This window comes from Parabacteroides sp. AF27-14, assembly GCF_003635425.1.
GTDB classification, from domain to species: domain Bacteria; phylum Bacteroidota; class Bacteroidia; order Bacteroidales; family Tannerellaceae; genus Parabacteroides; species Parabacteroides distasonis.
Genome location: NZ_QTLZ01000004.1, coordinates 14,522 through 27,293, shown reverse-complemented (window position 1 = coordinate 27,293; position 12,772 = coordinate 14,522). Strand labels below are relative to the sequence as shown.

Here is a 12,772-nt window from a genome sequence, read left to right as displayed (position 1 = left end):
CATTTGTTGTATTCATAAAATAAGTACAAACTTTCGGCAATCAGATTTCACTCTTTAGTGAAACAAACATATGTAATCTGCGTTTATAGATTATCAAATGTCTCTTTAAAAACTTGAGACAAAAATAAACTATTTTGATAGAAAAATAGGTCTGTAAATATTCACATTTTATTCACAACACACACCAAAACGTTCATTTATCCTAGGAAGCATCACAATTTAACATCTAACCGCTCCATCATCACTCCGGTCTTCTCCCTTGCCTCCGTCACATCCAAACCACGAGCCAGCAAGACGGCCATACGGCGATGTCCATGAACTTCCGGTTTTCCAAAGAAACGCATCTGCGTATCGGGTTGTTCCAAGACCTTATCCAGATTCCCCAAAGACAACCGGTCACTGTCCCCTTCCACTACGACGGCACGGGAAGCTCCCGCTCCATGAAACACGATATTAGGGATCGGCAAGCCAAGCACCGCACGGGCGTGCAAAGCGAATTGAGACAAATCTTGCGTAATCATCGTCACCATTCCGGTATCGTGCGGACGGGGGGAAACCTCGCTGAATATGACATCGTCTCCTTTAATGAATAATTCCACGCCGAAAATACCACGTCCGCCTAAAGCCTCGGTGATCTTACCGGCGATCTCACGGGCTTTCGCTTTAGCGGCAAGGCTCATGGCTTGCGGTTGCCAAGACTCCCGGTAATCACCGTCCACCTGAACATGTCCTACGGGTTCCAAGTAAGACGTTCCTCCGATATGCCGAACCGTCAGCTGGGTAATCTCATAGTCGAAATCCACGAAACCTTCCACGATCACCTTACCCGCTCCAGCACGTCCGCCTTCTTGGGCGTACTGCCAAGCACGATCGATATCCTTTTCCTCACGAACCACGCTCTGTCCGTGTCCGCTCGAGCTCATGATCGGCTTCACCACGCAAGGCATACCGATTACCTTCACCGCTTCCTTAAATTCCTCCTCGGTCTCGGCGAAACGATACGGCGAGGTAGGCAAGCCCAGCTCCTCGGCCGCCAAGCGGCGGATTCCCTCACGGTTCATCGTCAGCCAAGTGGCACGGGCGGTAGGAATCACATGGTATCCCTCTTCCTCCAGTTCCATCAAAGTACGGGTAGCGATCGCTTCCACCTCCGGCACGATATAATCCGGTTTCTCTTTCTCGATGATCTCCCGCAAGGCATCGCCATCCAGCATGGAGACCACATAGGAACGATGCGCCACTTGCATGGCCGGAGCGTCCGGATACTTATCCAAGGCGATTACCTCCACGCCATAACGCTGCAACTCTATTACAAACTCTTTCCCCAATTCGCCCGAGCCACAAAGCACGACTTTAGTTGCCGTAGCCGATTTGGGCGTACCAATTGTTACCATAAATCTTTCTGCTATTTGAATTTCGCCGCAAAGGTAAGGGTTTAGATAAAGATAGCCTAGGGCTTTTTTCTTTATCTATTAAGTGGAAGAAGCAGAGAGATTCATTATCTATCAGTTGTTGGACGATCATGCACCAACTGTTGGATGATCGTCTACCAATTGGTGCATGATCGTCCAACGGATGGTAGAAGATGTATACATATAGTACCGGCACGTAAAGTTACCGCACGTACAAGTTAATAGATATAGATGGTAGAGCTAAACCTTTTCGATCAAAACCTTTTGTTAATATTACATAATTATAAGTACCTTGCGATACAAGGTATCTTAGTAAAGCATATATTTGTGACCAAATGATAAAAGTGTTCACCAACAGTGTAACTTATTTAGCAAACTGTACGTCTAATATATAAAGTAACTACATAATATGATGATTCAACTGAGAGGAATAAACAAAACGTACTTCAACGGAGCCCCCCTGCACGTTTTGAAAGGTATCGACCTAGATATAGAGAAGGGAGAGATGGTATCTATTATGGGAGCGTCCGGTTCCGGTAAGTCAACCTTATTGAATATCTTAGGGATATTAGATACGTACGACACGGGCACCTATCAATTAAACGGGCAGTTGATTCAGAATCTCAGCGAAAGTCGTGCCGCCGAGCTCCGGAACCGAATGATCGGCTTCATCTTCCAATCATTTAACTTAATCTCGTTTAAGAACGCAGTGGAGAACGTAGCTCTCCCACTCTATTACCAAGGGGTCAGCCGGAAAAAAAGGAATGCCATGGCACTGGAATACTTGGACATGGTGGGATTGAAAGATTGGGCGGAGCATATGCCGAATGAGATGTCCGGTGGACAGAAGCAACGGGTAGCGATCGCCCGGGCCTTGATCGCCAAGCCGCAGATTATATTGGCCGACGAGCCTACCGGGGCATTGGATAGTACCACGACCGTGGAAGTGATGGAACTCCTCCGTAGCGTAAACCAAGAAGGTATGACCATGGTGATCGTTACCCACGAGCCATCCGTGGCGGAAGCTACCGACCGGATTATCCGGGTAAAAGACGGATTGATTGAATACACCGTAAACGAAGAATCGCATGTTTGATTTTGACAATTTTAGGGAAATATGGAGCACGATAAAGAAAAACAAGCTCCGTACCTTCTTGACCGGTTTCGCCGTATCATGGGGGATCTTTATGCTGATTACCCTGTTGGGAGCGGGAAATGGGTTGAGAAACGGCATCATATTCAACTTCCGGAGGTTTTCCGCCAATACCGTGGAGGTTTGGGGGCGCTATACCACCATGCCTTATAAAGGTAACCCCACGAACCGCAGGATCGAGTTCAAGGAAGCGGATCTCAGCGGCATCAAGATGGCATTCCCGGAAATAGAATACTGCTCGGCTACCATTTCGCAAACAGATACCATCTCGTATGGGGAAGAATACATCGTGGGCGACCTGCGGGGCGTATCCGAGGATTACAATTCCATTATATATATTAATGTAGCGAGCCAGAACGGGCGCTTCATCAATAAGATGGATATGAACGCTACACGCAAGGTAATCATACTAAGCCCCCGTATGGCGGAAGTGCTATTCCGTAACGAGGACCCGCTGGGTAAATACGTGAAATGCGGCAATATGATGTATCAAGTTGTCGGTATCTATGATGATGACGACAAGAGTAACAACGCACCCGCATATATACCGTTTACCGTAGCGCAACAACTTTATAATAAAGGCTTCGGGTTCGGCTCCATTTACTTTACGGTAAACGGGGTCTCCACCGAAGAAGAGTGCAAGGATTTCGAGAACAGGTTCCGGTCGTATATGGCCCGTAAGCACATATTCGACCCGACAGACAAGAACGCAATCGGTATGTGGATGACCGGCAATGAGATCCGTATGTTCAATACGATGACAGACGGTATCTTGCTCTTCATCTGGATCGTAGGTATCGGCACCTTGATGGCTGGTATCGTAGGGGTTAGCAACATCATGTTGATCACCGTACGCGAACGGACCCGGGAGTTCGGCATCCGGAAGGCGATCGGGGCGAAACCGGCCTCGATATTGAAGCTTGTCATCGTAGAGTCCATCATGATCACCGCCATATTCGGTTACATCGGGATGCTGATGGGAATCGGGTTGACGGAGCTAATCGACTATGGCATGACGATGAGCGGGATGAACAACGCTTCATCCGGAGGAAATCCCGGCGAGGATCTTACCTTATTCCGGCACCCGACCGTCAGCTTAGGGATATCGCTGGCCGCTACCGGGGTGCTGGTCGTAGCCGGGGTACTGGCGGGCTATTTCCCCGCTCGCAAAGCCGTGAATGTATCCGCTATTGAAGCCATGAGAACAGAATAAACCGAAAAGATATGTTTGACATAGACAGATGGACAGAAATATGGGTAACCATCACCCGCAACAAGACACGTAGCTTGATGACTTGCTTCGGCGTGTTCTGGGGAATCCTTATGCTGGTATTGTTGCTGGGTACCGGATCGGGATTCAAGAACGCCATGTTCAAGAGCGTCAACGGATTCGCAACGAATTCGCTATTCTTCTACGCCGATCGCACCAGCGAACCCTACCAAGGATTCAACAAGGGGCGAAACTGGAACATGAGGAACCGGGACATAGACGCCATCATACGAGACGTACCTAGCGTACAGGATATCTCCCCCATCCTTTGGGGCAGCCGCTCGGAAAAGAATATCGTTTACGGGATAATGACCGGAACGTTCAACGTGAAAGGCATATATCCGGCTTACTTCAATATCGATACGCAAGACCTATACTATGGCCGTTTATTGAATGAGATCGATATGCGGGAAAAGCGCAAGGTTTGCTTGATCGGCACGAAGATCAATGAGGTATTATTCCACAACGAGGACCCTTGCGGCAAATATATCCGGGTGAACGGGCTTTACTACCAAGTAGTAGGAGTGGTCAACCAAAGGGCATCGGGCCTGAATCTGGGCGGCCGGGGAGAAGAAACCGTCTTCATTCCGTTCAATACCATGCAGCAGACCTTGAACCAAGGCGATATCCTGCATTTCCTCGCACTGAGCGTGAAACCGGGATATCCGATTGAGACGACGATCGAGCAGGTCAAGAATATCATGAAGACGCAAAATCAGATCGCACCGACCGATCCTCAGGCGATAGGCGTAGTCAATATCGCCGCACAATTCAAGACATTCAATCTACTGTTTACAGGTATCGACATCTTGGTCTGGCTGGTCGGTATGGGTACCTTGCTATCGGGTATTATTGGTATCAGCAATATCATGATGGTAACGGTAAAAGAGCGCACGAGGGAGATAGGCGTACGAAGGGCTTTGGGAGCCAAGCCATTCGACATCATCTCGCAAGTCATGAGCGAGAGCTTGGTGCTGACTGCCTTGGCGGGCTTACTGGGATTAAGCGCCGGAGTTTTCTTCTTGGATTTGCTGGATAAGATATTGTCCGCCAATCCGACGAACGATCCGACCTTGCTGAATCCCGGCGTAAACATCCAAACGGCGGTAGCCGCCGCAGTGGTACTACTGATAAGCGGTTTTATGGCCGGACTGATTCCCGCATGGAGAGCCATGCAGATCAAAGCGATAGATGCCATCCGAGATGAATAATAACGAATCGATAATTAAAATAAAACTATATAATCATGAAGAATCGCATCGTAAAGAAAATCCTACGTATTATCTTATTAACGATCGTAGGTGCGGCGGTAATAGGCACATTCTATTTCTTATGGAAGAAGGCGCAACCGGTAATAACCGTTTATGAGGTCGTAACCCCCAAAAGGGATACGGTAGAGACCAAGACGGTGGCCACCGGAAGCGTGGAACCTCGCTACGAGGTAGAGATCAAGCCGCAGATATCCGGTATCATCTCCGAGCTAAGGAAAGAAGCGGGACAGATGGTACAGGCCGGGGAGATTATCGCCACGATCAAGGTCATACCGGAGATGGTACAGCTAAATAGCGCTGAATCCCGTGTAAACGTAGCGGATATCTCCCTAAAACAGGTGGAGGAAACCTATAAGAGAGATGAGCTGCTGTTCAAGCAAGGTGTTATCGCCCAAGAGGATTTCGATCTCTCGAAGGCCAACTACTTAAAGGCGGTCGAGGAGAAAGAGAACGCGCAAAGCGCGCTGGAAATTATTCGTGACGGTATCGCCAAGAACTCCAATGTAGCCAGTACCACGCAGATCCGTAGTACCATCACCGGTATGATACTGGATATCCCGGTGAAAGTAGGTAACTCCGTTATCCAAGCGAACAACTTCAACGACGGTACGACAATCGCCACGGTCGCCAACATGAATGACATGATCTTCAAGGGAAACGTAGACGAGACCGAGATCGGGCGCATTCACGAGGGAATGCCTATCAAGCTTACGATCGGAGCCATGGAAAGCCGTTCGTTCGAGGCCTTGCTGGAATATGTATCACCCAAAGGCGTTGAGAAAAACGGAGCCATTCAATTTGAGATCAAGGCAGCCGTGACGATCCCCGAAGATGCTTTCATCCGTGCGGGATATAGCGCCAACGCCGAGATCGTGCTAAAACGTGCGGAAGACGTTCTTACGATCCCGGAAAGCACGGTCGAGTTCCAAGGGGATTCCGCATTCGTTCAGTTAGTTAAACAAGAGCAACCGGAGCAAGTCTTCGAGAAACATCCGGTAAAGGTAGGTCTGTCCGACGGTATCAAGATCGAGGTTCAAGAAGGACTGGCCGCGACCGATAAAGTCCGGGGCGCAGCTATTGACCCGAATAAGAAATAAAAGAAAGATTGTATGATGAGAAGAAACTTATATATACTGGCAATCGCTTCCTTCCTGTCCGGAAACTATGTTTTCGCTCAGGATGCGGTGAAGCAATGGAGTCTGGAGGAGTGCATCCAATATGCCATCGAGCATAATATCGACTTAAAGCAAAAGGAGCAGGAACAGGAAAGCCGAAAGGTAGACTTACATACCAGCAAATACAGTTGGCTCCCGGCCCTAAACGGCAGTCTTGGACAGAGCTTCCAGTTCGGACGCTCCACGTCTAAATCCGGGGTGATCGTGGACCAGAACGCCGCCAATTCCACATTGGGGATCAATCTGGACATGCCTTTATTTGACGGGTTAAAAATACCGAACGATATCGCCGCCCGCAAACTTGATCTAAAAGCGTCTATCGAGAACTTGAATAAGGCGAGAGAAGACCTATCCATCAATATAGCTTCCTACTACCTGCAAGTACTTTATAATAAAGAGCTGCTGAAAATAGCGCGACTGCAAGTGGAACTGGACAAGGAGCAGGTGAATAAAACGGAGGCCATGGTGAACGCCGGAAAGGTGCCTCTTTCCCAACTGTATGATATCAAGGCCCAATTAGCGAAAGATGAGGTCACGCTTACCGAGTCGCAAAACAATGTGAACCTCGCTTTATTGGATCTTGCGCAAAGTCTGGAACTAGAGCGAAGCGACCGGAATTTCGATATACAGACTCCTGTAATTGAAGATGCTGTGGCTGATAATATGAGCAGTATCCTACCTCCGGAAAACATTTACGATCATGCGGTTACGTTCAAGCCTCAGATCAAGGAACAACAGTATTTGCTAGAGAGCCAAAAGAAAATGTTGCGTGTCGCGCAAGCGGGCTATTACCCCAAGTTAAATTTCGGGGCTAGTTACAGCAATGGATATTATCATTCTACTTCCGGAGGTGAATTTGCCGATACTCGTTCCTTTAGCGAGCAGTTTAAGCAGAATGGGCAAAAGATCGTCGGATTCTCATTGAGCATTCCACTTTTCAACCGCTTCCAAGTACGCAATAGCGTTCGTACCGCAAGGATCAACATTATCAACCGGGAATTGCTGATGGAAAATACAAAGAAAACATTATACAAGGAAATCCAGCAAGCGTACTACAACGCAACGGCTTCCCAAGAGAAATATACGGCTTCCGACAAATCCGTCACGGCGAGCAAGGAAGCGTTCAATTATGCCCAAGAGCGTTACAACGCAGGTAAAAGCACTGTCTTTGAATTTAATGAGGCTAAAACAAAATACGCGCAAAGTCTAGCGGAACAGGCACAGGCCAAATATGATTTTATCTTCCGTACGAAGATTCTAGATTTCTATAATGGCAATCCGATCCGTTTATAAACGTTAATTAACACTTCATTTTTTTCATTATACACACAAAGTTTAAGGGAAGATGGTCTTTATGGACATCTTCCCTTTCAGCATCCATTAAGGCATTTAGTCTGCACAGAACTACAGTTAAAATACTTATCAAAAAAATGTACATACCAAGACTCTAGAAATTCACAGCCGCAAATATACTAATTTTTATTATAAAAAAGCAAACTGTTATAAAACATTCTAAAACTAATATAATATTGATTGATATTGCCAAATTCAATTTAGTTGTACTGGGGATCTTGTTGCATTATGATAGCTGGCAGGAGAGTTTTTGGTCTTGGCTATCTGTCTGTTAATTATGCTGTTAAACATAGTTCTGTGCAGACTATGGTCTCTCGAAAAAATAATGTGTGTCTAATTAACAAACAAATTCATTCTATGAAGCACAAATTAACGCTTGTACTACTCTCATTCTTTCTGGGAGTGCAGTGTATGGTCGCCCAGCAAATGAAGGTGACCGGTGTAGTGATTAATGAAGATGATGGGGAGCCTGTTATAGGTGCATCCATCGTAGTAAAAGGAACCACTATTGGAACCATTACCGATTTAGATGGTAAATTTGAGTTAGAAACTCAGAAAGATGCTAAGCTAATTATTTCTTATGTAGGTTTACGGACTCAAGAAACTACAGCTCAGCAAAACATGAGAATTGTTCTTTCTTCAGATTCTCAAGCTATAGATGAAGTTGTTGTCGTAGCTTATGGTACCGCAAAGAAAAGTTCTTTTACAGGTTCCGCATCCACGGTGGGTGCCGCTTTGATGGACAAACGTCCATTGAGTAACGCCCTCTCCGCATTAGAAGGAAACACTTCCGGAGTACAAATGACTTCCTCTATCGGACAACCGGGAGAAGCTGCTAAGGTAACGATCCGTGGTTTTGGTTCTGTAAACGCGGATAATGCTCCTTTATATGTAGTGGATGGCGCCATCTTCAGTGGTGATATCTCTTCTATCAGCCCATCTGATATCGAATCAATGACAATTTTAAAAGATGCCGCTTCTACATCTTTGTATGGATCTAGCGCAGGTAACGGTGTGGTTTTGATCACGACCAAGAAAGGTTCTACCAGCAGTGGCGCAGGTGTTACCTTGAGTATCTCACAAGGTTGGTCTAGCAGAGCTTATAACGATTACGCAAAAGTAGGTGTATACGATTATTATCCTTTGCAATGGCAAATGTTGAGAAACGCAAATATGTCACTCGGACAAAGTGCTGCCGACGCTGCCGCTAATGCTTCTAAAGATATTATCAACAAATTAAAATATAATCCTTTCGTAGGAATCGCCAATGACGCAATCGTGGGCACAGACGGTTTATTGAATCCATCAGCCTCGGCTTTAAAATGGGGTGAGGACCTTGATTGGGAAGATGCCGCTTACCGTACCGGACATCGCCAAGAATATAATGTAAGCTACAATACAAAAACAGAAAAGAGCGACACATATGCTTCCATAGGCTATCTGAATGATAAGGGATATATGATTAAGACAGACTTTGAGCGTTACAACGCACGCTTGAACTATAATATCTATCCAGTGAAATGGTTCAAGAGTGGATTGAATTTAGGTTTAAGTCGCACAAATTCCAATTATTCTACTTCTACTTCTAGCAACTCCGCTGGTTATGGTAACTTATCTCGTTTCATTCGTTCTATGGCACCGATCTATCCGGTACATAAGCATGATATTGAGACAGGGGCTTATTTGGATAAAGAAGGAAACGTAGTTACTGATCCGGCTTTATATACCTATGATTATGAAGGAGCCCGTATCTCCAGCAATGGACGCGACGGTATCGCTGAGGCCCTGTGGAACGATCGCTTGATGTCTACCACAAACTCTAGTGCCCGTACTTATGTAACGATCACTCCGATCGAAGGATTGAACTTAACAGTGAACTACGCATTTGACAATAAGGATGAACGCCGTAGAGTATATGAGAACCCAGAGGTAGGTGACGGAACCGCAGGACCGGGACGTTTGAACATCCGAAATAGAAACTACTTGACCCAGACTTTCAACCAATTGATCAATTACACAAAGACTTTTGGTAAACATAACATCGAAGCTTTGTTAGGCCATGAGAACTATAGCTACCGCTTCCAACATAACTATGGAATGAAGACCAACGAGATCGTTTCCGGAACATACGAGTATGGTAACTTCGTAAACGTAAGCTCAATGGAGTCTTACACACGCGAATATAAGAAAGAAGGATACTTCGCTCGTTTGAACTATGATTTCGATGATAAATATTATGTAACAGCCTCGTATCGTCGTGACGGTTCCTCTCGCTTTAGCAAGGATAACCGTTGGGGTAACTTCTGGTCATTCGGAGCATCTTGGCGTATCAGCCAAGAAGATTTCATGGAAAACTTGACTTGGGTGGACAATTTGAAACTGAGAGCATCCTACGGTGAAACCGGAAACGATGCCATCTATTATACAGATGATGACACACAACAGGATTACTATCCTTATCAAACCTTGTATAATTTGGGTATCAACAACGGTTCGGAAGCAGGTCTCTACTTCCCGACTATGGCAAACAATAATTTGAAATGGGAGACACAGGTTTCTACCGACGTCGCTTTAGAATTCGGATTGTTCGGTCGCTTAAATGGTACGGTCGAGTTCTTCCGTAAGGCCTCCAGAGACTTGTTATTCAATGTTAGCCAGCCGTTATCCAGTGGTGTCGAAAAGATCGTACAAAACATTGGTAAAGTTCGTAACCAAGGTGTGGAAATCGACTTAAACTACCAAGTATTAAAATCAAAAGATTGGAAATTATCAGTCGGCGCAAACGCTACATTCATCAATAATAAGGTGACTCGTCTGCCTGATGCCAACCGGAAAGATGGTATCATCAAAGACTCTAAGAAATTGATGGAGGGACATTCAATCTATGAGTTCTGGTTACGTCAATGGTGGGGTGTTAATCCTGATAACGGAGATGGATTGTATATCTTTGATGCCGAAAACAACACCGATGCGAATGGTAATATTAAAGATGCGGTAAAAAAGACACTTGTAGAGAAAGATGGTCAAGTATTGACAAACTCTTATAGCTATGCGAAATATGATTTCAGTGGTTCTGCCGTTCCGAAAGTATATGGTGGTTTCAATATCAATTTGAGCTATAAGGCATTCGACCTTTCTACCGTATTCTCTTATTCATTAGGAGGTAAGGTGCTTGACTCGAGTTATAGAGGATTGATGGATGTAGGTGAGTTCGGTTATGCGGTGTCACCGGATCTACATAACGCATGGACAACTCCGGGCCAGATCACAGATGTACCTCGTTTGGACAATAACTCAGGTCATGCGACTAGCATCGGACAATCCTATTCTACACGTTGGTTGACAAACGCAAATTACTTGAACTTGCGTACTGTAACTTTGGCTTACAACTTGCCTAAGTCTATCCTAAACGTTATCAACATCAAGAGTGCACGCGTCAATGTCAGCGCAGAGAACTTATTCATGTTGAAAGCCCGTCAAGGTCTGAATCCGCAAGCTAACTATGCCGGAGTATCTTACAATGAATATATGCCGGCTAAGAACTTTACGATCGGTTTAAATGTATCGTTCTAAATTCATAATACATCAAACAAAGGAAAAGATATGAAAAATATACAATTATTCAAACACATCGCAGCAGGACTGCTTCTAAGTGGCTCTCTGGTCGGCACAAGCTGTTCCAGCGATTATATGGATACAATCCCAACCGAGAACGTTTCATTCACGACAGTATCCACTTCGCTCGACAATCTTTATCTTGCACTGAACGGTATTCATCGTAAGATGGTATCTCAAGACTTAGGCAACCAAGGTTTGGGAGGTGAGCCCGGTTTCATCATCGGTCGAGAAGCGTTGGCTGATGATTTGACATGGGACACGCAGACTTGGCATCAAGGTTTCTTAAACTGGAGTTATCCAACGAACGCAACAAGTTCGTACAACTCCGGTGAGTGGGAAACTTATTATAAGTTCATTTTGAATGCAAACAACATCTTGAAAGCGTTGAATGATAACTTTAGCGATGAGTCAAAACTCACAGATAGCGAAAAAGCGCTTGCGAACCATATCAAGGGCGAGTGTTTGGCAATTCGTGCATGGAGTCATTTCAATCTAGTACAATATTATGCGAAACCATATCGTAACGGACAGGACAACTCTCAACCGGGAGTTCCTTATCGTACGAGTCCGGAAATCGAGCCTATGGCACGTAATACGGTAGAAGAGGTGTACACGAAGATTCACGGGGACTTAGACGAAGCGTTGAACTTATTGGCAGACTATGAGCCAAATGATAAGAATCATTATAGCCTAGCATCGGTTTACGGATTGAAAGCACGTGCTCTTCTGACTCAACAGAAATACGCAGACGCAGCTACGGCCGCAGTGAATTCTATCAATGAAGCAGAGAAAGATGGCTGTAAGATCATGTCTCAGTCTGAATTGATGAATGGTTTCGCTAATATCACTTCCGCTACGAAAGAGGCTATGTATGCCGCTATGACGCAGAATGACCAAACAGTTTATTTCTACTCTTTCTATGCGTATATGTCTTGGAACTTCAACTCCAGCTCTATCCGCACAGGTATCAAATGTATCAGCCAAAGTACTTACGACTTAATGTCGCCAACCGATCTTCGCCGTCAATGGTGGGATCCGACAGGAAAGGCAGAAGTACCCGCAACTTCTTACAACCAGCGTGTTTATCAGAACCGCAAGTTCACGGCACGCTCTACAGCTGATGCTGTAGGTGATTTTGCCTTCATGCGTATCAGCGAAATGTACTTGACAGCAGCCGAGGCTTTCGCTCGTTCCAATCAAGACGCAAAAGCAAAGGAATATTTGCAAGCCTTGTTGAAAGAACGTGATCCAGAGTACAAGGATTTGGGTAACACAGGCGCAAAACTAGCGGATGAGATCATGACACATCGCCGTATCGAACTTTGGGGCGAAGGTTTCCGTTGGTTCGACTTGAAACGTCTAGGTTTGCCATTGGATAGAACCGGTTCTAATTTTGACGCTACTTTCTGTGGCTTCTTGCACAAGGATCCGAATGCTGATGGCTGGATCTTCGAGATTCCAAAAAAGGAAACAGATTTCAACGACTTGATCGAAAAGAACTATTAACACTCTTTTTACGT

General features: G+C 45.5%; 8 protein-coding genes. 7 read left to right on the top strand and 1 reads right to left on the bottom strand.

Annotated elements, in window-relative coordinates; genetic code table 11:
- Window positions 1–212 precede the first annotated feature (212 nt).
- A complete protein-coding gene (gene purT / locus DWY79_RS05560) occupies window positions 213–1,394 on the bottom strand; it encodes a formate-dependent phosphoribosylglycinamide formyltransferase (protein ID WP_121961512.1) in 1,182 nt (393 codons plus the stop codon).
- Window positions 1,395–1,824: 430 nt separating this feature from the next.
- Between purT and DWY79_RS05555 the strand changes: the two genes are divergently transcribed.
- The 7 genes from DWY79_RS05555 to DWY79_RS05520 all read left to right on the top strand — a co-directional run bounded on the left by DWY79_RS05555 (window position 1,825) and on the right by DWY79_RS05520 (window position 12,758).
- Entirely contained in the window at window positions 1,825–2,508 is a 684-nt protein-coding gene (locus DWY79_RS05555; RefSeq protein WP_199705199.1) for an ABC transporter ATP-binding protein, read from the top strand.
- Window positions 2,501–3,778: an ABC transporter permease gene (locus tag DWY79_RS05550; protein ID WP_005859307.1), complete on the top strand. Its 1,278-nt coding sequence runs from the start codon at window positions 2,501–2,503 to the stop codon at window positions 3,776–3,778. Before DWY79_RS05555 ends, DWY79_RS05550 begins: the two co-directional genes overlap by 8 nt.
- A gap of 11 nt (window positions 3,779–3,789) precedes the next feature.
- Window positions 3,790–5,046: an ABC transporter permease gene (locus DWY79_RS05545; protein WP_122368991.1), complete on the top strand. Its 1,257-nt coding sequence runs from the start codon at window positions 3,790–3,792 to the stop codon at window positions 5,044–5,046.
- Between the two features lie 35 nt (window positions 5,047–5,081).
- Window positions 5,082–6,203, top strand: a complete 1,122-nt coding sequence (locus DWY79_RS05540; RefSeq protein ID WP_122368990.1) for an efflux RND transporter periplasmic adaptor subunit — start codon at window positions 5,082–5,084, stop codon at window positions 6,201–6,203.
- 12 nt (window positions 6,204–6,215) lie between these two features.
- Window positions 6,216–7,574, top strand: a complete 1,359-nt coding sequence (locus tag DWY79_RS05535) for a TolC family protein (RefSeq protein WP_122368989.1) — start codon at window positions 6,216–6,218, stop codon at window positions 7,572–7,574.
- Window positions 7,575–7,991: 417 nt separating this feature from the next.
- A complete protein-coding gene (locus DWY79_RS05525) occupies window positions 7,992–11,207 on the top strand; it encodes a TonB-dependent receptor (RefSeq protein ID WP_121960642.1) in 3,216 nt (1,071 codons plus the stop codon).
- A 30-nt stretch (window positions 11,208–11,237) separates the two neighbouring features.
- Window positions 11,238–12,758 carry a RagB/SusD family nutrient uptake outer membrane protein gene (locus DWY79_RS05520; protein WP_048927167.1) on the top strand — a complete coding sequence of 507 codons (1,521 nt, stop codon included), beginning with the start codon at window positions 11,238–11,240 and terminating at the stop codon, window positions 12,756–12,758.
- The last annotated feature ends 14 nt before the right edge of the window (window positions 12,759–12,772 follow it).

Bases quoted from the DNA above. Each gene is read 5' to 3' on its own strand.
- DWY79_RS05555 (WP_199705199.1), top strand. From the start codon at position 1,825: ATGATTCAACTGAGAGGAATAAACAAAACGTACTTCAACGGAGCCCCC.
- DWY79_RS05550 (WP_005859307.1), top strand. From the start codon at position 2,501: ATGTTTGATTTTGACAATTTTAGGGAAATATGGAGCACGATAAAGAAA.
- purT (WP_121961512.1), bottom strand. From the start codon at position 1,394: ATGGTAACAATTGGTACGCCCAAATCGGCTACGGCAACTAAAGTCGTG.
- DWY79_RS05535 (WP_122368989.1), top strand. From the start codon at position 6,216: ATGATGAGAAGAAACTTATATATACTGGCAATCGCTTCCTTCCTGTCC.
- DWY79_RS05525 (WP_121960642.1), top strand. From the start codon at position 7,992: ATGAAGCACAAATTAACGCTTGTACTACTCTCATTCTTTCTGGGAGTG.
- DWY79_RS05520 (WP_048927167.1), top strand. From the start codon at position 11,238: ATGAAAAATATACAATTATTCAAACACATCGCAGCAGGACTGCTTCTA.
- DWY79_RS05540 (WP_122368990.1), top strand. From the start codon at position 5,082: ATGAAGAATCGCATCGTAAAGAAAATCCTACGTATTATCTTATTAACG.
- DWY79_RS05545 (WP_122368991.1), top strand. From the start codon at position 3,790: ATGTTTGACATAGACAGATGGACAGAAATATGGGTAACCATCACCCGC.